The organism is Rhizobium sp. 9140 (assembly GCF_900067135.1).
Classification (GTDB): domain Bacteria; phylum Pseudomonadota; class Alphaproteobacteria; order Rhizobiales; family Rhizobiaceae; genus Ferranicluibacter.
Map to the genome: position 1 here is coordinate 2,534,741 of NZ_FJUR01000001.1, position 24,826 is coordinate 2,559,566.

The following is a 24,826-nucleotide window of genomic DNA, read 5'->3' on the forward strand; positions in this document are numbered from 1 at the left end:
CGAGGCGTATCTGCATGGCGACGAACAAGAGCAACGAGTCGATCGACGACAAGGCCTTCCAAGCGCTCGAAGACGCTTTGAGGATCGATTTCGACGAACTGAAGTCCGCGCTTAACGAGACCCCGCCGGAAGCCGGCCGCACGGCGCCGAAGCCCCAGACCGGGGCAACCGCCGCAACGTCCCCCTCTCGTGCAGCCCCGTCCCGTGCAGCAGGGAGCGCGAAGCCTGCCCAGCCGGCTGCCGCGCCGAAGCCGGCAGCCCCGCCCCGCGCCGCCCAGCCTGTCGACGATCCGCTCGCCCCGCCGCGCAGCCTCGCGCCGGAACCGGTTCCGGCAGCCCCGGGCGCGAAATCGCCGACCTTCGCCCCCGCCAACGACGACAGCCGCCGCACCGCACCGGCCATGCTCCGCTCGCTCGAAGCCCGCTCAGCCCGGACCGCGATGCGCGGCGCCGCCATCCTGTCGCTGATCTGGATCGTCGCCGGCCTGGGGATCGCCAACCTGCTCTACGGCCCGGAAATCTGGCAGATCCGTTCGCTGGCAGCGCTTGCCGCCCTTCCCGGCGCCATCGTCGCCGCCATCTTCATCGTCCTCCCCGTCATGCTCTTCTTCGCCTTCGGCGTCATGATGGCGCGCGCGCAGGAAATGCGGAATGCCGCCCGCTCGATGACCGAGGTCGCCCTGCGTCTGGCGGAACCGGAAACCACCGCGTCCGACCGCATCATGACGGTCGGCCAGGCCGTCCGCCGCGAAGTCTCGGCCATGAACGAAGGGATCGAGCGCACGATCGCCCGCGCGACCGAGCTGGAAACCCTCGTCCATTCGGAAGTCAACGCGCTCGAGCGCAGCTACAGCGACAACGAATTGCGGGTCCGCACCCTCGTGCAGGAACTCGGTCTGGAGCGTGAAGCGATCGTCGGCCATGCCGAGCGCATCCGCTCCTCCATCACCGGCGTTCACGCCCAGCTGCGCGACGACCTGACGAATGCCAGCGAAGACCTGCAGATGCGTCTTGCGACCTCGGGCGAGGCCGCGGCCTCGCTGATCGAGACCCGCGCCGCCGCGCTGATGGAGAAGTCGCAGGCCGCATCGCAGTCGATCAGCACGCTGCTCAGCACCCGCACCGATGCGCTCGTCAGCGGTCTGAACGCGGCCGGCGCCGATATCACCAGCGAGTTCGACACCCGTCTGGAAGCCCTGAACCACACACTTATCAAGCGCGGACAGCAGCTTCTCGGACAGTTCGAGACGCGCGCATCCACGCTCGACAGCAACACCGAGAAGCTGAACGCCGCACTGAACGAGCGCGCCCGCCAGCTGAACGAGACGCTGATCGCCCGGACGCGCGACCTGAACGAGAGCCTCGTCGTCGGCCAGCAGGCCATCACCGGCGGCCTCGACGACATCCTCAACACGCTGAACGGCGCGCTGGACGAGAAGGGCGCAAGCTTCCGCCAGAACCTGAAGACTGCGGCCGACGACGCCATCATGGATCTCGACCTGCGCTCCGGCTTCTTCGAGGAGAAGCTGCAGGGCACGGTCGGCCAGCTGGCCACCGCCTTCGACGGCCGCTTTCAGGATTTTGCCACCGCCTTCGAACGCCGCGCCGGCCTGCTGGATGCGAAGATGGCCGACAGCCTCTCGCGCATCGACCAGTCCGTGGCCGGCGGCTCCGACACGCTCGGCCGCCTGCTGGACGACGGGCTCGAAAAATTCCAGGCTGCCATCGGCGATCAGTCGCTGTCCATCGCCACCACGCTCGGCGCTTCGCAGGCGATGATCGAGGAAAGCATTTCCGCGCGCACCGGCGAGATGGACAGCGTGATCGGTCAGGCCCATGAGCGCATCGACACCGTTCTTGCCGCCCGTTCCGGCTCGCTGATGAGCGCCCTCACCGCCGCGCAGGACCGCATCGAGTCCGATTTCGCTGGGCGCGCCGACAGCATCGAGACAGCACTCGGCACCACCCAGGCACGCCTTGCCGAAACGCTCGATACCCGCACCGGCGCCCTCATGGAGGAGCTCGGCGCCTCCGAAACCCGCATCGGAGCTCTGCTCACCGAACGCACCGGCGTCGTCACATCTGCTCTGGAAACGACGGAGCGGCGTCTGTCGGAGGCCTTCGACAGCCGTAGCGAGCGCCTTCTCGGCGCGCTCGACGCGGCCCGGGGCAACATCGAGCAGGCGTTCGCCGCCCGCAGCGACGATGTCGCCACCGCCATCGGCAGCGCCGAGCAGCGGCTGCAGGAAACGCTGGACAGCCGCGCCCGCGGCCTGTTGCAGGGTCTCGATGCCGCACAGGATCGTATCGAGGGTTCGCTGAACGCGCGCGCCGACGACCTGGCGAGCACCATCGCAACCAGCCATCAGCGTCTCGACGACACGCTCTCCGACCGTACGTTGGAACTCTCCGTCATGCTGGCTGCCAGCACCGAAGCGCTCGACGGCGCGCTGGAAGGCAATGCCGAACGGATCGATGGCATCATGGCGGCTCGTGCCGCGACGATCACCGAAACGCTGTCGAACAATGCAACGCGCATCGAAACCCTGATGAGCGACCGCGCCGGCGCGCTGGACGTCACCCTGTCGAATGCCGCCCGCACCATCGAAGGCGCCTTCACCGGCACGGCCGAGCGCATCGACGACATCATCAGCGAACGCACCATGACGCTCTCAGGCGTGCTCGCGAGCTCCACCGCGGCACTCGAAGGCACTGCCGAGCAGATCGACAGCATGCTGACCGAGCGCACGCTCGAACTCTCGGGCGTCCTCGCCGGCACGACAGCCGGCATGGAAAGTCTGTTCGAAGGCACGACGGAACAGATCGACACGCTGCTCACACGCGGTATGGCGACCCTGTCGGAGACGCTGTCGGGCGCAACGCGCACGATCGATACCACTTTCGCCGGCACGACCGGTCGCATCGACGAGATCATGGCGGAGCGCACGACGCGCCTTGCCGGCGTCCTCGCAGGCTCCACGGCCGCCATTGAGGGCACCAGCGAGCAGATCGACCAGATCCTGTCGCGCGGCATAAACACCCTGAACAGCACGCTTGCCGACGCCACGCGCAATCTCGACAACACCTTCGCGGGCAAGGCGGAGCGCATCGACGAGATCCTTACCGAGCGCACCATGACGCTCTCAGGCCTCCTCGCCTCCTCCACCGCCGGCATCGAAAGTGCCGTCGAAGGCACTGCCGAACAGATCGACCTCGTCCTCTCCCGCGGCACGACCAACCTCACCGGCGCCCTGTCGGAAGCGACCCGCTCGCTCGACACCACCTTCTCGGGCACCGTCGAGCGCATCGATGAGATCCTCACCGAGCGCACCATGACGCTCTCCGGCGTGCTGGCCTCCTCGACCGCCGGTATCGAAAGCGCCGTCGAAGGCACCGCAGAGCAGATCGACCAGATCCTGTCGCGCGGCACGAACACCCTCAACACCACACTGACTGACGCAACGCGCAACCTCGACAACACGTTCACGGGCAAGGCGGAGCGCATCGACGAGATCCTCACCGAGCGCACCATGACGCTCTCCGGCGTGCTGGCCTCCTCGACCGCCGGCATCGAAAGCGCCGTCGAAGGTACCGCAGAAAAGATCGACCTCGTCCTATCCCGCGGCACGACCAACCTGACCAGCGCACTTTCGGACGCCACCCGCACGCTGGACAATACCTTCTCGGGCACCGCCGAACGCATCGATGAGATCCTCACCGAGCGCACCATGACGCTCTCGGGTGTGCTCGCTTCCTCCACCGCCGGCATCGAAAGTGCCGTCGAAGGCACTGCCGAACAGATCGACCTTGTTCTCTCCCGCGGCACGACCAACCTCACCGGCGCCCTCTCGGACGCCACCCGCACGCTGGACAACACCTTCTCGGGCACCGCCGAACGTATCGATGACATCCTCATCGAGCGCACGATGACGCTCTCCGGCGTGCTGGCCTCCTCCACCGCCGGGATCGAAAGTGCCGTCGAAGGCGCGGCCGAACAGATCGGCCGGATCCTCTCCTCGAACACGGACACGCTGGACGGCAAGCTCGCCGCGGCGACCCAGACGCTCGACCGGACGTTCGACGGCACAGCCGAGCGTATCGCAGACATCATGGCGGAACGCACCATGTCTCTCTCGGGCGTGCTGGCCTCCTCCACCGCGGGCATCGAGAGCGCCGTTGAGGGTACGGCCGAGCAGATCGACCGCGTTCTCTCCAGCGGCACGACGAACCTCACCGGCGCCTTGTCGGACGCCACCCGCGCGCTGGACAGCACCTTCTCGGGGACAGCCGAGCGCATTGACGAGATCCTCGTCGAGCGTACCATGACGCTCTCCGGCGTTCTCGCCTCCTCCACCGCCGGCATCGAAAGTGCCGTCGAAGGCACCGCCGAACAGATCGATCGCGTCCTTACCCGCGGTACCACCACGCTGACCGGCGCCCTGTCGGACGCGACCCGCGCGCTGGACGGCACTTTCTCTGGTACCGCCGAGCGCATCGACGAGATCATGATCGAGCGCACCATGTCGCTTTCCGGCGTGCTCGCCTCCTCGACCGCCGGCATCGAAAGCGCTCTCGAAGGCACGTCCGAGCAGATCGACCAGGTCTTCGCGCAGCGCACGTCCAGCCTGTCGCAGACGCTCGACCAGGCAACCCGCACGCTCGACACGACCCTTTCCGGTTCGACGCGGGCGATAGACGAGGTTCTGTCGGAGCGGACCATGTCCCTTTCCGGCGTCCTGGCATCGTCCACGGCCGGCATCGAAAACGTCATCGAGGGCACCGCGGAGCAACTCGACACGCTGTTGGCCCGCGGCACCTCCGGCCTGTCGGCGACGCTGGCCGGCGCGACGACGATGCTGGACGGCACGCTCGCCGGCTCTGCCGAGCGCATCGATGCGGTTCTCGCCGCCCGCGCCCGGGAACTCGCCGCCACCAGCTCCGCCATCGAAAGCGCCGTCGAAGGCAATGCCGACGACGTCAATGCGGTGCTCGTCCGCGGTGCCTCGAACATCAGAAGCACGCTTTCGGAAGCAACGCGCCAGCTCGACAAAGCGGTCTTGGGCACAGCCGGCCACCTGGACGAGATGCTTGCCACCCGCACATCGGCTCTGTCCGACGTCCTCACAGGTTCGACCGCGACGATCGAGAACGCCATTGACGGCACCACCGAGCGCCTCGATTTCCTGCTTGCCACCAGCGCGTCCAGCCTCGGCGACATGCTGAACGATGCGACCGGCTCCATCGAGCAGCGCGCAGCCATTCTCTCCGGCTCGCTCTCCAGCGCCACGGACCGCATCGAGCGCGCGCTCGACGGCACCACCGTCCGCCTGGGCAGCATGATCGACGATCACGCCCGTGCGCTCGACGAAACGCTGACCGGTCAGACCGCAGCGCTCGACAACCGTCTCGCCGAACGCACGGACGACCTGTCGCGCATCCTCGTCGGCCGCGCGTCAGAAATGGGCGACACGCTTGCCACACGCGTCGAGGATATCGCCGACCAGCTCTCCTTCCGCGCGAGCACCATCGCCGAGACGATGACCGACCGCATCGGTGAGATCGACCGCGACCTCACGGCCCGCACCGTCGGCATCGCCGAGGACATGACCGGCCGCGTCAATGCCATCGCCGGCACCATGACCGGTGCTACCGGCGAGATCGCCGGCGCCCTCTCCGCCCACGCGGCCGAACTGGCCGCCGCCATCGACACCCGCGCCGGCGCGATCGAGCAGACCCTTTCGGCCCGCGCCGCCAGCCTCGACCAGACGATGTCCACGACGGAAGACCGTCTGCGCATTGTGCTCGACACCCGCATCGACGCCCTGAATACCGCAGTCGCCGATGGGTCCACCCAGCTCTCCGACATGCTGAACGATCAGGCGGCAACCATCGCCACCACGATCGCCGCCAGCGCCGGCATGCTGGAGATGACGCTCGAGGAACGCCAGGAGGCGCTCGCCCGCACGATCGACCAGAGCGCGGAAGCGCTCGACAACCGCCTGCGCGACAGCGCCGCCCGCGTGACCGTCCGCCTCGGCGACACCACGGCCGAACTGGCCCGTGCGGCCGATGGCCTGGCCGAGCGCATGGACACCTCGATCACGGGAATAAACACCCGCTTCGACGAAACCGGTGCCCGCATCGAGGCGAGCCTCGGCCATCTCGAAACACGCATCCGCGACAGCGTCGGCAGTGTCGACACGCTGGTGAATGACGCCGGCAACCGCATCGCGGGCACGCTGTCCGAACGCGTCTCGGAACTCGACCATGCCAGCCGCACCGCCGCCGAGCGCATTTCCGGCAGCCTTGCCGGCCGCACCGAAGAAATCGCCCGTATCAGCAGCGAAGCCGCGACCCGCATCGCCGAAACGCTGGCCTCGCGCACCGGCGAACTCGACCGGATCAGCAGCGAAGCGGCAAGCCGGATCGAATCGACCATCGAGCGTGGCACAGGCCGCATCGAGGAGCGGCTCGGCACCATGGATCGCGCCCTCAATGTCGGCCTCGACAATGTCAGCCGCACGATCGAAGGCAAGGCGGCCCATCTCGTCGGCAGCCTGCGCAGCGCCGTCTCCGACACCACGCAGGATATCGACGCCGAAGCCGTTCGGTCCTCGGACACGCTCGCCAAGGTCGGTGGCGACTTTGCGGAAGCCATGGCCGCTCGCCAGGCCGATTTCCAGAACGCCATCGAGCGCACCGCGGCCACGGCTGCCATGCGCAGCGCGGAACTCGCCCGCAGCGTCGGCGAAGCCGCCGATGCGGCCCTCATCCGCGCTTCCGAAACGCAAACCCGCATCTCCGAACAGGGCAACGCGCTGCAGCGCAACCTCTCCGAGGTCGAAAAGGCACTGGAAGCGCGCGGCGAAGCCATCCGCACCACGCTCGACGAGCGCACCCGCGATCTCAATTCCATGCTGTCCGGCCGCACCAGCGAATTGTCACGCCTCATCGACGAGCAGGCCCGCCCGGTCGTGGAAACCTACGTCGCCGCCGGCCGCGATGCGGCAGATCGCCTGACCGCCGCCGCCCGCGACGGTGCCGAGCGTCTGCGCGCCGAAAACGACGCCCTCGTCACCGCTCTGTCCGCCCGCACCGGCGAACAGCTTGGTGCCATATCGCAGCGCGCCGAGGAAACCGCCCGGGCGATCCAGATGGTCGAGAACCGCCTGCAATCGACAGCGGAAGCGTTGATCGAGCGCCTTTCCACCAGCAACGCCGCCATTGCCGGCGTGGTCGAGGAAGCCACAAGCACCTTCGGCGCCATGAATGAGCGTCTGAATGCCACCGGCGACCGCTTTTCCGAAACCGCCGAGCGGACATCCGACATGCTGTCGGCCTCCACCCGCCTTCTCGAAGGGAAGGCCGACCGGCTGGTCGCGATCTCGTCCAGCACGCTTTCGCAGGTCGGCAGCCTCGTCGGCCGCTTCGAGGATCACTCGCGCATGCTCGGCCAGGCCTCCGATCTGCTGGCGGCCGCACAGTCCAACCTTGCCGGCACGCTCGAAGAGCGCCAGGAAGCCCTGCGCACGCTCTCCGTCGGCCTCGTCAGCCGCTCGGAAGACATCGAACGCACCATGCGGGCGCTAGAGGGCTTCGTGGAAGGCTCGTTCCAGCGCGCCGAAGACCGATCCAACCAGATCGCCGGCAACCTGCGCAGCGGCATCCAGGCCTCCTTCAGTGATGTCGGCCGCATCCTCACCGATGCGGAAGAGCGCACGCAGACGGCGGCAAACGCCATGCGCGATGCGCTGGCCCATGCCGGCCAGGATGCCGAGCAGTCGGTCGATCAGCTCCTGGCCCGCACGGAAGAGCGCTCCGGCCAGGTCGCAGGGACCCTGCGCGACGGCGTCCAGCGCGCCATTTCCGATGTCGATCGCACGCTTGCCGACGCGGAAACCCGCACCCGCACCGCCGGCGAGGCGATGCGTGACGCCATTGCCGCGGCAACCGATACCGCCGGCGCTTCCGTCGATCGCACCTTCGCCCGTGCGGAAGATCGTGCCGGCGAAGTGGCCGCCCGCCTGCGCGGCAGTGTCGGTGCCTCGCTCTCCGAAATCGACGGCCTGCTCGACGAGACGGGCAAGCGGTCCGACGCGGTATCCGAAAAGATGCGCGAGCAGATCCGCCAGTCCGTCGATGAAGCGATCTCCCGCTTTGCCGGCGCCACCGACGAGATCCGCCGCTCCGGCGAGGAGATCCGTCGCGAACTCGACATGACCCGCGCCGAACTGAAGCGCGGTGCCTTCGACCTGCCGGAAGAAGCCAAGGAAAATGCGGCCGTCATGCGCCGCGCCGTGTCCGAGCAGATCAAGGCCCTGCAGGAACTGTCCGACATCGTCGGCCGCTCCTCCAGCCAGCTCGAAATCGGCGAACCGACACCGCATCGCGGCCGCATGGCAACGCAGGCCGCTCAGCCGGCCTATGCCCCGGCCCAGCCCTCTTATGCTGCAGCTCCGGCAGCCGTTGCCGCCGCACCCGCAGGCAATCCGTACCAGCAGCCATACCCGGCGGCCCCCACCACGCTGCTCGGCGCCCGTGCAGCGGAAGCAGCACCGGCCCGAACGGTCGTAACGACCGAGGCTTCGGCCATGCCGCAACGCCACCCGGCGCCGGTCTCGGCTGCCCCGGCACAGCCACGCCCCGCGCCGGCTGCGGCCCGGGCACCGCAGGGAATGGCTGCGCAACCCGCACCGATCCAGACTGCTCCGGTTCAGACGGCCCGTCCTCAGCCGACGCCGCCCCAGTCCGTCCAACCCCAGTCCGTCCAACCCCAGTCCGTCCAGCCCCAGCCGACACAAGCACCTGCCCAGGCGGCCGCACGTCCAGAGCCGGAAGCACCGCAGACCGCCGCACCATCGGCTCAGCCGCAGAGAGCCGCACGGCCGCCACAGGAGCCCGGCGCTCATCAGCGGCCCGCAGCCGCCGCCGAGACCCCGCTGCGCGGCAGCGTCGGCATTGCCGATCGCTCGCCGCTCCGCCAGGCCTCCGCTGCCGAAGACGACATGCGTGAAGGCGGTTCCGGCTGGATGCGCGATCTCCTGCGCGGAGCCTCCCGCGAGGACGAGCCGCAGCAGATCGCGCCGGCCCGTCTGCGGCCCGAGGCGGCACCTGCGCCCACAACACAGGTCTCCCCGACCCAGGCCTCACCGACCCAGGCCTCACCGACACAGGCCTCCCGCAGCACCGACAGTCGCAACCCGCGCCACGTCATGGAATCGCTGAACTCGCTTTCGGTCGATATCGCCCGTGCGATCGATCATGATGCGTCGGTCGATCTCTGGCGCCGCTACCAGCGTGGAGAGCGCGACGTGTTCACGCGCCGCCTCTACACGCTGAAGGGTCAGCAGACCTTCGACGAGATCCAGCGGAAATACGACCGCGAAGCGGAATTCCGCACCGCTGTCGATCGCTACATCGCCGATTTCGAACAGCTGCTGGCGGATGTTGCCCGCAACGACCGAGACCGTGTGATCACCCAGACATATCTGACCTCGGACACGGGCAAGGTCTACACCATGCTCGCCCACGCCGCCGGCCGCTTCAGCTAAAGCTCTTCATACCGAAGGCTGGCCACGGCCCCCATTGGAAACCCGCCGCACGAGAAAACCGTGCGGCGGGTTTCCACGTTTTTACGGAAAGCATCCGCCAACGCAGACGGCAGGGACGCCGCATGGAACGATCACGGCCGGAAGATCGTTTGGCGCAGAGCACATCGAACTACGACGTCGAGAAAGTGACCCGCATGAACAGATTGGCCATTGCCGCCGTGTCAGCCGCCGTCTTGGGTTTGACGGCATGCACATCCGTCGGGGCGCCGGCGCAGCCGATCGAGCCGATTCCCGGCAGCATCATCTATGGCGGCCAGCCGCGCACGAAGCTGATGAAATCGCCCATTGGCAGCACCTTCCCTCATCGCTTCCGGGACAATCGCGGCGGCGAGTGGGAAGAGGTCTACCGGATCGCCCCCGATCGAACCCTCGAGCTGATCGCCCGCCGCCAGATCGAACTCGACGTCGAGAACAACCGGTAACGTGAGAAGCAACGGTCTCCGAGTGCGGAGGCTCACCCGGATCCACAGAGAATGACAAAGGAGAAGACCATGACCAACCTCGACCTACCCGAAGGCCATCGCGAACATGAACCGACCACGACCAAGGCCTTGAACGTCGTCAAGGCGGAGGCGGCTGCCGTCCGCCAGACGGCGACCGAACACCCGTCCTCGACCGTTCTTCTCCTCGGCCTCGTCGGTATCGCCGGCTTCCTCATCGGCCACGGCGTCGGCTATCGCAAGGCGGAGGCAGACACCGTCCCATCCTTTCGCCGTTTCTGGTCCTAAGGCAAGCGAACGGCCTGATCCGCTCTCACAGGGCCGGATTTCGGAATCGGCCCATAAAAAAATCCCGCAAACCTGCGGGATTTTTTGTGAGATATCGTCCGTCACGCAACATGAGACCACGGTCGAGGTGAACTCCGAGCGGCTCAATGCTCTTTGCTGGCGTAAACAGACTTCTTCGTCAGATAGATCAAGCCAGTGAAGATCAGCAGGAAGATCAGCACCATGAAGCCCGTGCGCTTGCGTTCCTCCAGATGCGGTTCTGCCGCCCACATCAGGAAGGCGGAGACGTCGCGGGAATATTGCTCCACCGTCTGCGGCGCGCCATCGTCATAGGTCACCTGGCCCTCTGTCAGCGGCTTGGCCATGGCAAGGGCCGCAGCATTGGCGAAGTAGGGGTTGTAGTGTGTGCCTTGAGCGATTTCCACGCCGGCCGGCGGCTCCTCATAGCCGTTCAGCAGCGCGTGGATATAGTCCGGTCCCCCTTCCTGATACTGCGTGAACATATCGAAGATGAAGGTTGGGAAGCCGCGTTCGATGCCACGGGCCTTCGCGATCAGCGAGAAGTCCGGCGGTGCCGCCCCGTTATTAGCCGCAGCGGCGGCTTCGGCATTGGGGAACGGCGAGACGAAATGGTCCGACGCCACAGCCTTGCGGGTGTACATCTCACCCTCGGCATTCGGCCCGTCCTGCACTTCGTAGTTCGCGGCGAAGGTCTTCACCTGCGCTTCCGAGTAACCGAGGTCCTCCAGCGTGCGGAAGGCGACAAGGTTCATCGAGTGACAGGCGGAACAGACTTCCGTGTAGACCTTCAGGCCGCGCTGTAGCTGCCCCTTATCGTAATGGCCGAACGGGCCGGCGAACGACCACTCTTCCTGATGCGGCTTCTTGATCGGGAAGTGCGGCGTTCCCCCGCCATGCTCTTCGGTGGCCGTGGTGCCCTCATGCGGCGCGTTCTCCTGCGCCAGCACGGGGCCGGCAAGAAGAGAGGTGGCAAGGAAGAGGCCGGTAATCAGCTTTTTCATCGTGTTGGAGTCCTTGGTCTCTTCTCTCGGCATCACGCCGCCACCGGGGTCTTGCGGGCCTTCTGCTCCAGCACCGCTTCGGTGATGGAATTCGGAATGCGGCGCGGCGTCTCGAACAGGCCGAGAAGCGGCATGATCACGAGGAAGAAGCCGAAATAATAGAGCGTGCCGATCTGCGACATCACCACATAGGCGCCTTCCGCCGGGCGCGAGCCGAGCCAGCCGAGAAGGATGGCGTTGACGACGAAGATCCAGAAGAACAGCTTGTACCAGGGACGATAGACCGCCGAGCGGACCTTCGACGTGTCGAGCCAGGGCAGGAAGAACAGAACGATAATCGCCCCGAACATCACGAGCACGCCGCCGAGCTTCGAGTCGATCGGGCCGACATTGAAGGTGATGGCGCGCAGCATCGCGTAGAACGGCAGGTAGTACCATTCCGGCACGATATGGGCAGGCGTCTTCAGCGCGTTTGCCGGGATATAGTTGTCCGGGTGGCCGAGAAAGTTCGGCATGTAGAAGACGAACCAGGCATAGACGAGCAGGAAGACGGACACGCCGAGCGCGTCCTTCAGCGTCGCATAGGGTGTGAACGGAACCGTGTCGGTCTTGGTCTTCACCTCGACACCGGTCGGGTTCGTCTGGCCGGTCACATGCAGCGCCCAGATGTGCAGCACGACGACGCCGGCGATCATGAAGGGCAGCAGGTAATGCAGCGAGAAGAAGCGGTTGAGCGTCGGCTGGTCCACGGCAAAGCCGCCGAGCAGGAACTGCTGGATCCATTCGCCGACGAGCGGGAAGGCGGAGAAGAAGCCGGTGATGACCGTCGCACCCCAGAAGGACATCTGCCCCCACGGAAGCACGTAGCCCATGAACCCCGCCGCCATCATCAGCAGGTAGATGACCACGCCAAGAATCCAGAGGATTTCGCGCGGGGCCTTGTAGGAGCCATAATAAAGCCCGCGGCCGATATGCAGGTAGACGGCGATGAAGAAGAACGAGGCGCCGTTGGCATGCATGTAGCGCAGCAACCAGCCATGGTTCACGTCGCGCATGATCTTTTCGACAGAAGTAAAGGCGACGGTGGTGTCGGCAGCGTAATGCATGGCCAGCACGACACCCGTGACGATCTGGATGATCAGCATCACCGACAGCATGGCGCCGAAGGTATAGGCATAGTTCAGGTTGCGCGGAACGGGATAGGAAATGAAACTGTCATGGACCAGCCGCGGCAGCGGCAGCCGCGAATCCACCCATTTTTCCAGTCCCGTCGTCGGCGTGTAGGTTGAATGTTCCCCACTCATATCGGCAATCCCCCTCAACCGATCTTGATGACTGTATCGGATGTGAACGCAAAGTTGGGTACGGCAAGGTTCATCGGCGCCGGACCCTTTCGAATGCGGCCCGCCGTATCGTAGTGCGAGCCATGGCAGGGACAGAACCATCCGCCGAAATCGCCGGCCTGGCCGAGCGGAACACAGCCGAGATGGGTGCAGGAGCCGATCATCACGATCCAGTTTTCCTTGCCCTCGCCGGCCGAACGATCGAGATCGGTCGCCTGCGCGTCGGCCGCGATATTGGCATTGCGCGCGACCGGGTCCTTGAGGTCGGCGAGCTGGACGGCTTTCGCCTCTTCCACTTCCTTCTCCGTCCGGTTGCGGATGAAGACCGGCTTGCCCCGCCATTTCGCCGTCAGCGACATGCCCGGCTGCAGGCTGGACACGTCGACCTCGATGGAGGCGAGCGCCAGCGTTGAGGCATCCGGACGCATCTGGTCGATGAACGGCCAGGCGACCGCTGCAACGCCGACCGCACCGGCCATCCCGGTTGCCAGATACAGGAAGTCGCGGCGCGTCGGCTCGCTCGGTGTGTCGCTTGTTGTCTGGTGTTCGCTCACGGCCTCATCATCCTCTCAACCCGGCAGCTTGAGAAAGCCGCCCACGCGTCCCCGACGCCGGTTCTGTCCTTCCGCAGTTGAGCGAAAGAACGGCGCCAAATCAATAAGGCGAGACCGGCTCGCCGCAATTTAATCCCGCTTCCCCCCGGGCCTCCCCGCCCGGTCCATAGACAGCGCGACGCTGCTCCGGATTCCCGAGCCATTCCCGGGTTCTATGCTTGATAAACTTGCATGTCCAGCCTTGCAAATGCCGCAGGGCAGCCTTGCGTAAGTCCTGCCGTGACGCTTTGTCGCGGGTGTTGCCGGGATGCCCAACGCGCAAGGCCGGACGCCCGAACATCCGGCCACATCAAGGCAGAAATCCTCAATGTCCATCAAACATGCCGCAGCGCTAATGCTGCATTGCAGCATTTCCATCTTCATGGTACCGGCCATGCATCCGAATCGGCAAAGAGAGCCCCTGCATGCGCAAGACCCTTGCCATAATGCTGAATACCCTTGCAGCCCTCGGCCTCGTCCTCTGCGCCCTTCGCTACCTCGGCACAGTGTGGCCGCTGCTGCTGCTCAACAGCATGCAGACGCATGTGGCGATGGCGATCGCGATGGTGATGCTCGCGTCGTTCGTCGTCACCCGCAGCCGAACGAGCCTGCTGTTGCTGGTCGTTTCCCTCGCCCTCGCCGCTCACGCCGTTTTCATGAAACGCGAGTTCGCCATCGAAGCGACGGCCGCCGACCTCGCAGCCGGTTCAAGCCTCAGGATCATCTCGTTCAATATGCTGTCGGAAAATCTCGAGGGTGCGACGGATGTCGCCGACATGCTGATGGCGTCGGATGCGGATGTCGCGGTCGTTCTGGAGGGTGCGCCGCTGTTCATGCAGTTGCAGCGGCTCGAAGCCGCCTATCCCTACCGGCTCGGCTGCGGCGAACGGACGCCGACCTGCGATCTCCTGATGTTCTCGAAACATCCGATGACCGATATCTCCATCGGAGACCTCAGCGACCTGCGCAAGGATCGGGTGATGTCGGCGCGCATCTCGGCGCCCGCCGGCGCCTTCCGCATGGTGGCAGCGCATCTGTCGAAACCCTTCTTCGACAACTACCACATGAAGGAACTCGATCGCCTCTCCGCATTCATGCGCAACACGAGGGAACCGCTGGTGCTCTCGGGCGACTTCAACTCCGGCACCATCGCGCCGGACATGCAGAATATGCTGCGCCACCTGCGCCTGCGCACCGTGCCGCGCGAGCCGGCGACATGGCCCGTGCAGCTTGCCGATACCGGTCTCGGCGTCGCGATCGACCACATCTACAGCCGACCGCCGCTCGTGCCGCTCTCGGTGAGGCGCCTCGATCGGGACTATGGCTCGAACCACTACGGCCTCATCGCCGACTTCGCCTTCCGCAAGCCCTGATCGCCGGGAAGACAAGAGACAGACCAGTTACGACGCGGCGTCATCCCGGGATGACGCGGCGTCATCCCGGGCAAGAAAACCACCCGACTGGCGCGACCAGAGCTCGGCATAAAGCCCCTTCTCCGCGAGCAGTTGCGCATGCGTCCCATCCTGCACGATCGCGCCGGCATCCATCACGATCAGCCGGTCGAGCGCGGCGATGGTCGAGAGGCGGTGGGCGATGGCCAGCACGGTCTTGCCCTTCATCAGCACGTCCAGATTATCCTGGATCGCGGCCTCCACCTCCGAATCGAGCGCGGATGTCGCCTCGTCGAGAACGAGGATCGGCGCATCCTTCAGCATGACACGGGCAATGGCGATGCGCTGGCGCTGCCCGCCCGAGAGCTTGATGCCGCGCTCGCCCACATGCGCATCGAAGCCGGTGCGCCCGCGCTGGTCTTCCAGCCGCTCGATGAAGGCCAGCGCCTCTGCCCGTTCGGCGGCCAACCGCAAAGCCCGGTCGTCGGCATCCGGCCGTCCGAAAAGGATGTTGTCGCGGATGGAGCGGTGCAGCAGCGAGGTATCCTGACTGACCATGCCGATCTGCGCCCGCAGCGATTCCTGCCGCACGCCGGCGATATCCTGCCCGTCGATCGTGATGCGCCCACCCTCAAGATCGTAGAAGCGCAAGAGCAGGTTGACGAGCGTCGATTTTCCAGCCCCCGAACGTCCGACGATACCGACTTTCTCACCCGGCCGGATCGTCAGCGACAGATCGTCGATGACACCCTTCTCGCGCCCATAGTGGAAGCGGATACCCTCGAACACTATGCCCGGCTGGCGCACCACGAGATCGGGCGCCTGCGGCTTATCGACGAGATCGATCGGCTGCGCGATCATGTCGGCCGCGTTCTGGATCGTGCCGATATTGCGCATGATGCCGTTGAACTGCACCATCATGCGCGACAGCAGGAAATTCAGCCGCAGAACCAATGCCAGCGTAAACGCCACGGCGCCGGCGCTGATCGCCCCGGCCAGCCACAGATGCACGCTGAGCGCGGCCATCGTCACGATCATGATGCCGGAAAGGAGCGCCATCGAGGCGCGCACGCCGGTGATGAACCGGGTAAACCGCAGCGTCGTCGCCTGGAAGGTGTCGAAGCCCTCGCGCATGTAGCGGTCGTTTTCCTCGTCGCGACCGAACAGCTTCAGCGTCTGGATGTTCGAATAGGCATCGACCATGCGACCCGACAGCATGGAGGAGGCCTCCGCCGTCTCCTTGGAATGCGCCCGGATGCGCGGCACGAAATAGCGCGCGAGGCCTGAGAAGACGACCAGCCAGACCAGCACCACCGCCGCCATCGTCAGGTCCAGCTGCCCGACCAGCACCAGCGTCGAGACCGAATAGATGCCGACGAACCAGACGCTCTCCATCAGCGAGGTCACGACGTCACCCGCAGCTTGGCCCCCCGACCAGACCTTGGTAACGATGCGCCCGGAAAAATCGTTCTGGAAGAAGGAGACCGACTGCCGCGCGACATGCAGATAGGATTGCCAGCGCACGAGATTGTAGAAGCCGGGCGTGATGATCTGCTGATCGACCAGCGCCATGACCAGCGTCACGACGAACCTGACGATGCCGATGAGCAGCAGCATCCCCACCAGCTCCCGCCCATGCGTCGCCAGCAACCCCTCCCATCCAGCAGCCCGATCGACCGTCGCCAGGATATCCACGAGCCGCCCGACGAACCAGAACAACGCCGCCTCGATGGCCGCACTCATTCCGCCGAGCACGAGCATCGCGATAAACGGCGCCTTGGCTTGGGCGATATAGAACCAGATAAACCCGAGAAGCCCCCGCGGCGGCTGCAAGGCCTCCCGGTGGGCAAAAGGCTGGATCCAGGTTTCGAAGAAGCGGAAGACGGGGCGCAGGAACATGGGCTGGAATATACGCGCCCAGCCTGTCACGACAATGCGCGCGGGCTGCCGAGGCGCGTTAAATTCCGTTCATGAATCGGATCAAGATGAGGCGACGGGACCACGGCACCGCAATCGCCCCCCATCAGCCCCTCATCTGCCTGCCGGCATCTTCTCCCCGCATGCGGGGAGAAGAGACCCGGAATGCCCGCCCCACTCCGCAACAACGTTCCCTCTCCCCGCAGGCGGGGAGAGTGCTAGGGTGAGGGGCAGCCAAGCCCCCGAGTCCCGGCAAGAAGCACGACAAGCCAAAAACCGAGGCGGCTACTCCGCCGCCTCGTCCTTCGCATCCGCATCCTCCTGCAGGAACCCGCCAGACTGCCGCGACCACAGATCCGCGTACAGCCCCTTCTCCGACACCAGCTCAGCATGCGTACCGGTCTGGATGATCTCCCCCTGTTCGAGGATGACCAGCCGGTCCATCTCTGTCAGTGTCGAGAGCCGGTGGGCGATGGCGATGACGGTCTTGCCGGACATCAGGGCAAACAGGTTTTCCTGAATGGCCTGCTCCACCTCCGAATCCAGCGCCGAGGTCGCCTCGTCGAGGATCAGGATCGGCGCGTCTTTCAGAAACACGCGTGCGATCGCGATCCGCTGCCGCTGACCGCCGGACAGCTTCACGCCGCGTTCGCCGACCTGCGCGTCAAGACCCTTGCGACCCTGATTGTCCTCGAGGATCGCGATGAAGTCCCAGGCATTGGCGCGCTTTGCTGCCGCGACGATCTCCTCGTCCGTTGCCTCCGGCCGGCCATAGGCGATGTTGTCGCGAATGGAGCGGTGGAGCAGCGAGGTATCCTGCGTCACGACGCCGATCTGCCGGCGCAGGCTGTCCTGCGTCACCGTGGCGATGTCCTGCCCGTCTATGAGGATCCGCCCCGACTTCAGGTCGTAGAACCGAAGCAACACGTTCATCAGCGTTGTCTTGCCGGCACCCGAACGGCCGACCAGACCGACCTTCTCGCCCGGCGCGATCGACAGCGACAGCCGGTCGATGACCTGTTTGTGCTTGCCGTAGTCGAAGCCGATCGCGTCGAAGACGATCCCGCCGCGCGATGCATCGAGCACCTTGGCATCGGGGATATCGACGATGTCGTGCGCCTTTGTCATCATCGACATGCCGTCATAAACGGTGCCGATATTTTCAAACAGCGCCGAGACCTCCCACATCACCCATTGCGACATGCCGTTGATGCGCATGGCGAGCGAGACGGCGATCGCAATGGAGCCGATCGAGACATCGCTCGTCATCCACAGATGTATGCCGAGTGCTGCGATGGCAAACAGCGCGATGCAGTTGTTCGTGTAGACCAGCACGTGGAACAGCGTGACCTTACGCATCTGCTTGTGCACGGTGCCGAGAAATGCGTCCATGCTGTCCCGGGCATAGACCTCTTCCCGACCCGCATGCGAGAACAGCTTGACGGTCGCGATGTTGGTGTAGCTATCGACGATCCGTCCGGTCATCATCGAGCGCGTATCGGCCTGCTCTTTCGAGATCTTGCGCAGGCGCGGCACGAAGTAGGCGACGATGCCGATATAGCATCCCATCCAGACGACGAGCGGCGCCAGCAGCCGCCAGTCGGCCGCGGCCACGACGACGAGCATCGAGACGAAGTAGCTGACGACATAGACGAAAACGTCGAGGATCTTCATCACCGTTTCACGAACGGCAAGCGAGGTCTGCATGACCTTGGTCGCAACCCGTCCGGCAAACTCGTTGGCAAAGAACGTCATGCTCTGGCGCAGCAGATAGCGGTGCATCTGCCAGCGCGCGATCATCGGGTAGTTGCCGAGCAGGATCTGGTGCATGACCATCGAGTTCAGCGCGACAACGCCCGGCAGGCCGATGAGGATGATCGCCCCCATGACCATCAGCCGCGTTCCCTCTGTCTCAAGGAACGTCGCGCGGTCGGCCGCCGCCAGCCAGTCGACGAGGCTGCCGAGAAACTGGAACAGCGCGACTTCGCCGACGGCGATCAGCATGGCGCAGAAGGCCATGATGAACAACCATGGGGCCGCCGGCTTGGAATAGTGCCAGCAGAATGCAAACAGGCCTGTCGGCGGAGCCGTCGGCTCCTCCTGCGGATAGGCTTCAAGGCGGGATTCAAACCAGCCGAACATGATCATGCTCCCGAGATAGGAGATTCTGGAGCGACCCCGGAAAGTGGCAAGGCCTTGGGATCGCGGCGAGAAAGAGGGTTTTGGGAAGGCGGACGGTTCCGCATTCGGGATAACTGAGCTGCGACGGCCGTGAGGCGGCGTTCACGGTGAATCGGTGCCGGGAAAGGCACGATCGACGTTGGCGAGCGGCGCTAGGAAATCCTGGGAAAGGAGAAGCGGCGCGAACCGGTCAGTGGTGAAATGCGGTCCGAAGACGTCGGAGCCAGATCACCGGGAGGTTGACGGTCACTGAGATATCCATGCAATCCTCCGTAAGGTTCGTGTGGGCGCTGGCAACCTCTTAACGAAATTTTCCTTCACATACCAGATCGCGCCGGGTGTTTTTTCGCCGGGCTCGAAGACCGGTCGCCGCTGTTGCCAATTCGGCACGGATGAATTAACCGGCAGGCATGCTGCGCATCGCCCTTTACCAGCCCGATATCGCCGGCAACACCGGCACCATCCTGCGCCTCGCCGCCTGCCTCGGCCTCGGTGTCGATATCATCGAGCCCGCCGGCTTCGATCTGTCGGACAGGAACCTGAAGCGCGCCGGCCTCGACTATATCGCCTCCGTCACGCTGGCACGGCACGTCAACTGGACATCCTTCGAGGAAGCGCGCCAAGGTGAAGGCCGGCGGCTGGTGCTGGCGAGCACCAAGGCGGCCCAGCCCTATACGCGGTTCATGTTCGCGCCCGGAGACACGCTGCTGTTCGGCCGTGAAAGCGCTGGCGTGCCGGACACCGTTCACGCAGCATCGGATGCGCGCATCATCATTCCCATGGTCGAGGGCCGGCGCTCGCTCAATCTGGCCATGTCCGTAGCGATGATCGCGGGAGAAGCCTTACGCCAGACGTCACCAGACCTTTAATCCGCCGTCGGCAGCCGGCGCATGGTGAATTCGATCCGATCGCCATCGAGCTGACGCCAGCTCTCGACCTCGGTCCAATAGGCGGCCTTGGGGAAATGCTCGAACCATTCCTGCGCCTTCTTCCGGGCGGCGGGGCGGTCGAGCAGGAAGGTCTCGCGAACGAACAGACTGCCACCGGTCCCGGCACGCCGCTCGCGATGCCGCGCGATCTGGCGCTTCAGCCCATCGAGCGATGGAGGTGCCGGAGGTCTTGCCATGCCACGCCCTTTCGTCATCCGGAGAGATACGGTGCGGTACGTAAGATAAGCACCGCACCGCATTTTTGCGAGTCGAATCGCGCGCGTTCGGGGAAGACGAGCATCTTCCCTCAGCGGGTGCAGACACCGAGGCAAATCCGGTAAAACAACAGGATAGGCCGACCCTGTAATTCCGCTCGTCACCGAAATGGTCTAGGTATGACCGAACGCCACGCACCAAGGACTGCCGCGATGGAACGACCCGACCTGCCACCCGGCCTGCCCGACGACATCGAGGACAAGAAGCTGCGCGCCCGCGCCTGGTTCGAAAGCCTGCGCGATACCATCTGCGCATCCCTGGAGACCATCGAGAACGATCTCACGGGTCCGCTCGCCGACGAGCCTCCGGGACGCTTCGAGCAGAAACCCTGGCAGCGTGATGGCGGCGAAGGCGGCGGCGGCGTCATGTCGATGATGGCGGGGCGGGTCTTCGAAAAGGTCGGCGTGCACACCTCTACCGTCCATGGCGAGTTCTCGCCGGAGTTTCGCGCGCAGATCCCGGGAGCGACCGAGGACCCGCGCTTCTGGGCGTCCGGCATCTCGCTGATCGCTCACCCCGTAAACCCCAACGTGCCCGCCGTGCATATGAACACGCGCATGGTCGTGACCACCAGCCAGTGGTTCGGCGGCGGCGCTGACCTTACCCCCGTGCTCGACCGGCGCCGCGTCATGACCGATCCGGATACGATCCTCTTCCACAAGGGCCTCGAGATCGCCTGCGGCCGTCATGCGGTAGCCGACCATGCCCGCTACAAGGCGTGGTGCGACGAATACTTCTTCCTGAAGCACCGCAACGAGCCGCGCGGCACGGGTGGCATTTTCTATGACTGGCTGCACTCGTCGGACGAACAGGGCGGCTGGGAAGCGGACTTCGCCTTCACCCAGGATATCGGCCGCGCCTTCGCCATGCTCTACCCCAAGATCGTCCGCACGAACTTCAACAATCCCTGGACGGAAGAGGATCGCGACGAGCAACTGGTCCGGCGCGGGCGCTATGTCGAGTTCAACCTGCTCTACGACCGCGGCACCATCTTCGGTCTGAAGACCGGGGGCAATGTCGACTCGATCCTCTCCTCGCTCCCGCCGGTCGTTCGCTACCCCTGACGGGAGGACCTTTCACCCGCCGGAGCCCGATCGCAACCAAACTTCGCCCTCGACGTTATCCGTGCATCATAGCGCACGAATAAAAGGAGAGACGACAATGGTGTTCAAGGAACGGACGTTCTTCGGTACGGACCCCGGCGATGTCGCGGCGGACCAGCCGGCTGATCTCGAGGCGCGCGTGGCCGATACGCTCGCCGCCATGCGGGATATCGAGGCCAGCGACGTCAGCGTCGTCTCGCGCGGCAACACCATCGTGCTTTCCGGCTTCATCGGCTCACCGGACGAAGCCGACCGCGCCGTCGAAGCTGCGAAATCCGTCGAGGGTGTCAACGAGGTCGTCAACCAGCTCACGATCCCCGAGATGCGGAACTGACGCCAGATATCTGGCTCATGGCATTTCAGCAGCAAGCTGGCGCATCCGAGGAAGAGACACGCAAACACCCTCCACGTCGCGATGGCGGGAGGGTGTGGCTAAATGATTTTCTTGTCTGAACTCACCGGCATGAAATTGCCAGCCTCGCCGCGGAAATGCGCGGTCGTTCGCTTCATGAGCGATGACAGCGACGAAACGCCTCAGATCGCCGTCAGCGTCCAGCGAACGATATCAGCGACCACCTTGGCGCCAGCTCCGTCGAGGCCCTTGATATAGGCCGGTGCGCCGGTGCCCGACACGGGAACCGTGGCGCGGAAAGCCTTCTGGGCGCGGACTGTGCCGTTGCGATCGTTGACGATCTTGGCGAAGATCTCGACCACCGCGGTACGCGAACCTGTCGTATCCACCTCGAAAGAGCGGATTTCGGTCACGACCTGATAGTCGATCGCCAGGCCCTCGCCCGGCTTGCCGACGCCGCCGACCTTGCCGCTGTTTTCGAACGCCTGTACCAGCTTCGACTGCACCATACGCGGCAAGCGGTCGCTCCACTGCGATCGGGCGAGATATTGCAGTTCGGAGCCGGACAGCCGGATGACGACCTGGTCACTGTCGAGCGCCTTCAGCGCCGTCGGCTCGGGCACCAAAATCTGCTTGGATGTCGCGGCCGGTCCCTCGACGGACGGGACGGACGACAGGCTGTAGGTGTCGTTATTGGGCTTCCCCGCGCAGGCGCCAAGCGGGGCTGCCACGAGAAGAAGAGCCAGAGCCCGGAGGAAACGCGATTTACCAGTACCGTTGACGTCCGGAAACATTCAGCCATGACCCTTATTGATGGGGAGCAATCTAAGCGGCGACTTGAACAAGACAAGGGCGAAACGCCTTCGTCGCATCACGTGCAGCGCGGAAAAACGACAAGCTGTGCAGTCATGTCACGTTTCTCGTCCAATACCCCTGAGAGACATGTCTCGCAGGGCGTGGGATCGGCCATAAACCCTGGCCGGTCCCGCCTATATGCGAATCGCATGTAGCCTTTATCGAGCCTCAGCGACGCGTGCGCCCGTCATACTGCTTCACCGTCTCGCCACCGAAAAGAAGCCGCTGCGGGTTCTTGTCGAAGGTCGAGATGGTGCTGTCGAGCGACTGCACGGTGCGTCGGGTATCGTCCACCAACGCCTCGATGTCCCGCAGGCCGGAACTGGTGAAGCGCTTCAGATTGTTCGCGATCGGACCGATCTGGGCATTGATATTGTCGGCCACGCTGCGAAACGAGGCCAGCGTCTGGCGCGCATCCTGCGAGATGCCGGGCGCATCCGCATCGCCCAGAAAGCCGTCGAGCTTGACGAGGATGCCATCGACACGGCTGGACGCCGCGTTCAGCTTGTTGGCCATCTGCGTCACGTCGGTAATCGTCTGGTCGATCTCCGGCTGGCGCTCGCGCACGCTGTCGGCCAGCGACGCGAAGGTCGAGATCGCGCGGCGGGCGTCGGCACTGGCGACAGAGGCGTCGTTGATGACGTTGCCCACCTTCTGCGAATCGACGGCGCCCAGCAGCGAATCGACCTTGGCGAGCGTCGTCGTCGCATTTGCGCCGAAGCGCTCATAGGTCTCGGCGGTCTTGCGGATCGTCGCAATCGTATCGGACACGCCGGCCGAGGCGGCCGACAGCTCGTCGCTCATCCGCGCGACGTTGGATACGATACGGTTCACGTCCTGCGGATTGACCGACTTCACCAGCGCGTCAGCAGAGGTCAGCGTCGAATCGAGCTTCTCGGCGGCGCTGTTGATGGAGGTCGAAAGCGCGCTCACGCTTTCAAGAAACTGGTCGATACCTTCCGAATTGTCGGCAAGCGACTTCGAGAAGCGTTCGGCATTGGTGATCGTGCCGGTCAGCGGCCCGCGAACGTCGGAGACGAAGCCTTGGATATCGCCGATCGCGTCATTGGCGCGGTCCATGATCTTGTCGGCAGTGGCCAGCAGGCTGGTCACACTCGACTGGTCGGCCTGGATCTGCGCCGAGGTGCCCTCGTCAATCGCCTTGCGCAGGATGCTCGGCTCGCCCTTGTTGCCGCCGCTGAGCTCGATATAGGCCGCACCCGTCAGGCCCTGCACTTCGAGCGTGGCCTTGGTCGAGGTCAGCACCGGCGCATCGGCCGAAACTTCCGTCACGGCGACCGAGTAGCGCGGATCGTTGGCGTTGATCGCAAGGCTGCGGACGCTGCCGACGGGAATACCGTTGAAGCGCACCGGCGAACCGACGCTCAGGCCATTGGCGGAGCCGGGAATGCTCACGACGAGTTCGACCATCTCGCCGCCGCGTCCGAACTGGGACATCCAGTAGACGAACCCGAAGGCGGCAACGATCACAGCGATGGTGAAGAACCCGACGATCGTGTAATTGGCTTTGGTTTCCATCTTTGGCGTCTACCCTGTGGCCCCACGGGCCTAATTAGAACTGTCTGAAATTTTTAAAACCGGTCAGCTTGCGCGCCCGCTCTGCTGGTTGCCCTGTCGGACGTTTTCGTCGCGCCGGCGCGTATTCGGATCGTGATGACGCAGGTCCTGCCCCTCGTCCCGCACGATCGAGCGCGCCCGCTTGCCGCGGAAATAGGACTGCACCCAGTCATCGTCGGAGGCGAGCATGTCCTCGATCGTCCCTTCCACCATGACCTTCTTGTTTCCGAGAACGGCGATGCGATCGCAGACGGAGAACAGGCTGTCGAGGTCGTGAGTCACCATATACACGGTGAGCCCGAGAGTGTCCCGCAACCGCGCGATCAATTCATCGAACTCGGCAGCACCGATCGGGTCGAGGCCCGATGTCGGCTCGTCGAGGAAGACCAGGTCGGGATCGAGCGCCAGCGCCCGCGCCAGCGCCGCGCGCTTGATCATGCCGCCGGAAAGCTCCGAGGGAAACTTGTCAGCCGCTTCAGGCGCAAGGCCCACGAGCTCGATCTTCAGCCGCGCCAGATCGTCCATGATCTCCTGCGAAAGGTCGAGATATTCCCGCATCGGAACCTGGATGTTCTCCTTCACCGTCAGCGAGGAGAACAGCGCGCCATGCTGGAACAGCACACCGAGGCGTGTGTCGAGTTCCACGCGCTCCTCGTCGCTCACCGCATCGTATTCGGCACCCAGAATCTCGATCTTGCCGGAGCGGCGCGGCAGCAGCCGCAGGACGGTGCGCATCAACACCGACTTGCCGGTACCGGAAGGTCCCACGAAGCCGAGGATCTCGCCCCGGTAGATATCGAGGTTCAGCGCATCCAGCACGACGTTCGAGCCGAAGGCGACCGTCAGGTCCTTGACCGACAGGATGATCTCGCGATCGCCCTCGCCCTTCGCTGCGCCGGGCGTGGTGTCCTGTATGTCGTCGGCGGTCTGCATCTCTGTCGCCTCCA

Annotated in this window: 16 protein-coding genes; 7 read left to right on the plus strand and 9 right to left on the minus strand. The window is 64.8% G+C overall.

What is annotated here, in order from left to right:
* Positions 1–14: 14 nt before the first annotated feature.
* The 3 genes from GA0004734_RS25980 (at position 15) to GA0004734_RS11990 (ending at position 10,339) form a co-directional block, all read left to right on the plus strand.
* A complete protein-coding gene (locus tag GA0004734_RS25980) occupies positions 15–9,551 on the plus strand; it encodes an apolipoprotein A-IV repeat region-like domain-containing protein (protein ID WP_092933966.1) in 9,537 nt (3,178 codons plus the stop codon).
* Positions 9,552–9,745: 194 nt separating this feature from the next.
* Positions 9,746–10,033 (plus strand): hypothetical protein, encoded by a 288-nt coding sequence (locus tag GA0004734_RS11985; protein WP_092936240.1) that lies wholly within the window; start codon positions 9,746–9,748, stop codon positions 10,031–10,033.
* A 69-nt stretch (positions 10,034–10,102) separates the two neighbouring features.
* Positions 10,103–10,339 (plus strand): hypothetical protein, encoded by a 237-nt coding sequence (locus GA0004734_RS11990; protein ID WP_110727968.1) that lies wholly within the window; start codon positions 10,103–10,105, stop codon positions 10,337–10,339.
* Between the two features lie 143 nt (positions 10,340–10,482).
* On the opposite strand, the gene GA0004734_RS11995 is transcribed toward GA0004734_RS11990, so the two are convergent.
* Genes GA0004734_RS11995 through petA form a run of 3 tightly spaced genes read right to left on the minus strand, consistent with a single transcriptional unit; the run spans position 10,483 to position 13,258 of the window.
* Complete coding sequence (locus tag GA0004734_RS11995) at positions 10,483–11,361, minus strand: cytochrome c1 (protein ID WP_092936242.1); 879 nt, start codon at positions 11,359–11,361, stop codon at positions 10,483–10,485.
* A 32-nt stretch (positions 11,362–11,393) separates the two neighbouring features.
* A complete protein-coding gene (locus GA0004734_RS12000) occupies positions 11,394–12,665 on the minus strand; it encodes a cytochrome b (RefSeq protein WP_092933970.1) in 1,272 nt (423 codons plus the stop codon).
* Between the two features lie 14 nt (positions 12,666–12,679).
* Positions 12,680–13,258: a ubiquinol-cytochrome c reductase iron-sulfur subunit gene (petA, locus tag GA0004734_RS12005; RefSeq protein ID WP_092933972.1), complete on the minus strand. Its 579-nt coding sequence runs from the start codon at positions 13,256–13,258 to the stop codon at positions 12,680–12,682.
* Positions 13,259–13,722: 464 nt separating this feature from the next.
* Between petA and GA0004734_RS12010 the strand changes: the two genes are divergently transcribed.
* Positions 13,723–14,670, plus strand: coding sequence for an endonuclease/exonuclease/phosphatase family protein (locus GA0004734_RS12010; RefSeq protein WP_092933974.1), 948 nt, complete (start codon positions 13,723–13,725; stop codon positions 14,668–14,670).
* Positions 14,671–14,697: 27 nt separating this feature from the next.
* Here GA0004734_RS12010 and GA0004734_RS12015 read toward each other — a convergent pair whose 3' ends face one another.
* Together GA0004734_RS12015 and GA0004734_RS12020 are read right to left on the minus strand one after the other, a co-directional pair.
* Positions 14,698–16,587 (minus strand): ABC transporter ATP-binding protein, encoded by a 1,890-nt coding sequence (locus GA0004734_RS12015; RefSeq protein ID WP_092933976.1) that lies wholly within the window; start codon positions 16,585–16,587, stop codon positions 14,698–14,700.
* Positions 16,588–16,890: 303 nt separating this feature from the next.
* On the minus strand, positions 16,891–18,747 hold the full coding sequence (locus GA0004734_RS12020) for an ABC transporter ATP-binding protein (protein ID WP_092936244.1): 1,857 nt from the start codon (positions 18,745–18,747) through the stop codon (positions 16,891–16,893).
* A 449-nt stretch (positions 18,748–19,196) separates the two neighbouring features.
* Here GA0004734_RS12020 and GA0004734_RS12025 point away from each other — a divergent pair, with 449 nt between their 5' ends.
* The gene (locus GA0004734_RS12025; RefSeq protein WP_092933978.1) at positions 19,197–19,655 is read left to right on the plus strand and encodes a tRNA (cytidine(34)-2'-O)-methyltransferase; all 459 of its coding nucleotides are present in this window, start codon (positions 19,197–19,199) and stop codon (positions 19,653–19,655) included.
* On the opposite strand, the gene GA0004734_RS12030 is transcribed toward GA0004734_RS12025, so the two are convergent.
* Entirely contained in the window at positions 19,652–19,912 is a 261-nt protein-coding gene (locus GA0004734_RS12030) for a hypothetical protein (protein ID WP_092933980.1), read from the minus strand. The two genes, GA0004734_RS12025 and GA0004734_RS12030, sit on opposite strands and share 4 nt — an antisense overlap.
* A gap of 231 nt (positions 19,913–20,143) precedes the next feature.
* Here GA0004734_RS12030 and hemF point away from each other — a divergent pair, with 231 nt between their 5' ends.
* Together hemF and GA0004734_RS12040 are read left to right on the plus strand one after the other, a co-directional pair.
* Positions 20,144–21,055 carry an oxygen-dependent coproporphyrinogen oxidase gene (hemF, locus tag GA0004734_RS12035; protein ID WP_092933982.1) on the plus strand — a complete coding sequence of 304 codons (912 nt, stop codon included), beginning with the start codon at positions 20,144–20,146 and terminating at the stop codon, positions 21,053–21,055.
* A gap of 97 nt (positions 21,056–21,152) precedes the next feature.
* Positions 21,153–21,428 carry a BON domain-containing protein gene (locus tag GA0004734_RS12040; protein WP_092933984.1) on the plus strand — a complete coding sequence of 92 codons (276 nt, stop codon included), beginning with the start codon at positions 21,153–21,155 and terminating at the stop codon, positions 21,426–21,428.
* A 200-nt stretch (positions 21,429–21,628) separates the two neighbouring features.
* On the opposite strand, the gene GA0004734_RS12045 is transcribed toward GA0004734_RS12040, so the two are convergent.
* From GA0004734_RS12045 to GA0004734_RS12055, 3 genes are all read right to left on the minus strand, one after another.
* Positions 21,629–22,240, minus strand: a complete 612-nt coding sequence (locus GA0004734_RS12045; RefSeq protein WP_092933986.1) for an ABC-type transport auxiliary lipoprotein family protein — start codon at positions 22,238–22,240, stop codon at positions 21,629–21,631.
* Between the two features lie 229 nt (positions 22,241–22,469).
* A complete protein-coding gene (locus tag GA0004734_RS12050; RefSeq protein WP_092933988.1) occupies positions 22,470–23,840 on the minus strand; it encodes an MlaD family protein in 1,371 nt (456 codons plus the stop codon).
* A gap of 63 nt (positions 23,841–23,903) precedes the next feature.
* On the minus strand, positions 23,904–24,812 hold the full coding sequence (locus tag GA0004734_RS12055; protein ID WP_092936246.1) for an ABC transporter ATP-binding protein: 909 nt from the start codon (positions 24,810–24,812) through the stop codon (positions 23,904–23,906).
* Between the last annotated feature and the right edge of the window lie 14 nt (positions 24,813–24,826).

What these genes read in the sequence shown, in the direction of transcription:
- GA0004734_RS12010 (WP_092933974.1), top strand. Translation starts at nt 13,723, where the DNA reads ATGCGCAAGACCCTTGCCATAATGCTGAATACCCTTGCAGCCCTCGGC.
- GA0004734_RS12015 (WP_092933976.1), bottom strand. Translation starts at nt 16,587, where the DNA reads ATGTTCCTGCGCCCCGTCTTCCGCTTCTTCGAAACCTGGATCCAGCCT.
- GA0004734_RS12000 (WP_092933970.1), bottom strand. Translation starts at nt 12,665, where the DNA reads ATGAGTGGGGAACATTCAACCTACACGCCGACGACGGGACTGGAAAAA.
- GA0004734_RS11995 (WP_092936242.1), bottom strand. Translation starts at nt 11,361, where the DNA reads ATGAAAAAGCTGATTACCGGCCTCTTCCTTGCCACCTCTCTTCTTGCC.
- hemF (WP_092933982.1), top strand. Translation starts at nt 20,144, where the DNA reads ATGGAACGACCCGACCTGCCACCCGGCCTGCCCGACGACATCGAGGAC.
- GA0004734_RS12050 (WP_092933988.1), bottom strand. Translation starts at nt 23,840, where the DNA reads ATGGAAACCAAAGCCAATTACACGATCGTCGGGTTCTTCACCATCGCT.
- GA0004734_RS12020 (WP_092936244.1), bottom strand. Translation starts at nt 18,747, where the DNA reads ATGTTCGGCTGGTTTGAATCCCGCCTTGAAGCCTATCCGCAGGAGGAG.
- GA0004734_RS11985 (WP_092936240.1), top strand. Translation starts at nt 9,746, where the DNA reads ATGAACAGATTGGCCATTGCCGCCGTGTCAGCCGCCGTCTTGGGTTTG.
- GA0004734_RS12040 (WP_092933984.1), top strand. Translation starts at nt 21,153, where the DNA reads ATGGTGTTCAAGGAACGGACGTTCTTCGGTACGGACCCCGGCGATGTC.
- GA0004734_RS12045 (WP_092933986.1), bottom strand. Translation starts at nt 22,240, where the DNA reads ATGTTTCCGGACGTCAACGGTACTGGTAAATCGCGTTTCCTCCGGGCT.
- GA0004734_RS12030 (WP_092933980.1), bottom strand. Translation starts at nt 19,912, where the DNA reads ATGGCAAGACCTCCGGCACCTCCATCGCTCGATGGGCTGAAGCGCCAG.
- GA0004734_RS25980 (WP_092933966.1), top strand. Translation starts at nt 15, where the DNA reads ATGGCGACGAACAAGAGCAACGAGTCGATCGACGACAAGGCCTTCCAA.
- GA0004734_RS12025 (WP_092933978.1), top strand. Translation starts at nt 19,197, where the DNA reads ATGCTGCGCATCGCCCTTTACCAGCCCGATATCGCCGGCAACACCGGC.
- GA0004734_RS11990 (WP_110727968.1), top strand. Translation starts at nt 10,103, where the DNA reads ATGACCAACCTCGACCTACCCGAAGGCCATCGCGAACATGAACCGACC.
- GA0004734_RS12055 (WP_092936246.1), bottom strand. Translation starts at nt 24,812, where the DNA reads ATGCAGACCGCCGACGACATACAGGACACCACGCCCGGCGCAGCGAAG.